Here is a 678-nt window from a genome sequence, read left to right as displayed (position 1 = left end):
ATAAGAGACAGACTTGAGGGACCGCGTCCCCGCAGGTCAGCGCGTGGGACGTCCCGTGAGTACGTCACTTCCGCGGCAACTGTGGCGGTTCCTGCCTCCCGTCCCGCAGTCTCGTTGACGAGCCGGCCGGTGCGGTCGGCCCCACCACGTCCCAAAGGGGGAGCAGCATGAGCGTGACCAGGAAGTTCGCGGCCATGGCCGGCGGCATCGCGCTGATCGGCGGCCTGCTGGCCGGAAGCGCGGGTGCCGTCAGTGCGGCGGAGGCCACGCCGCAGGCGGCGTCGGCCTGCCCGTCGGGCTGGTTCTGCGTCTGGTCCGGGAAGAACTACACCGGCCACATGCAGAAGGTCGCGGGGAAGAACGCGGACCTGACCAAGTACTCGGTCTTCCAGAACTTCAAGTCGTGGTACAACCACGGCAAGTCCTGTGACTACAAGTGGTACGTGAAGAAGAACCACAAGGGAGCCAGCGGAGTCATCCCCAGGGGAGCCAAGGGGACCGGCGACAGGCACTGGTACCAGAAGTCCAACAAGTGGGTCAACTGCCGCTGACCGGCCCCCGCCACGACGCCCGAAGGCGGCGTCCCACCAGGGACGACGCCCTCGTCCTGTCACCGCTGCCGGCGACGGCGGGCCCGGCCGGGGCCGACTCCGCGTCGGTAAGGGCATGGGGTGGGCG

1 protein-coding gene is annotated in these 678 nt (G+C 68.4%); it reads left to right on the top strand.

The window, feature by feature from the left end:
- Nucleotides 1–167: 167 nt before the first annotated feature.
- Nucleotides 168–551: a peptidase inhibitor family I36 protein gene (locus tag C1I97_RS38420; protein ID WP_111007410.1), complete on the top strand. Its 384-nt coding sequence runs from the start codon at nucleotides 168–170 to the stop codon at nucleotides 549–551.
- Nucleotides 552–678 lie beyond the last annotated feature (127 nt).

Origin of the sequence: Streptomyces sp. NTH33 (assembly GCF_003236365.1) — a bacterium.
GTDB lineage: Bacteria > Actinomycetota > Actinomycetes > Streptomycetales > Streptomycetaceae > Streptomyces.
This window is presented reverse-complemented; position numbering and strand designations above follow the sequence as displayed.

Coding starts and splice junctions, on each gene's coding strand:
- C1I97_RS38420 (WP_111007410.1), top strand. CDS start 168: ATGAGCGTGACCAGGAAGTTCGCGGCCATGGCCGGCGGCATCGCGCTG.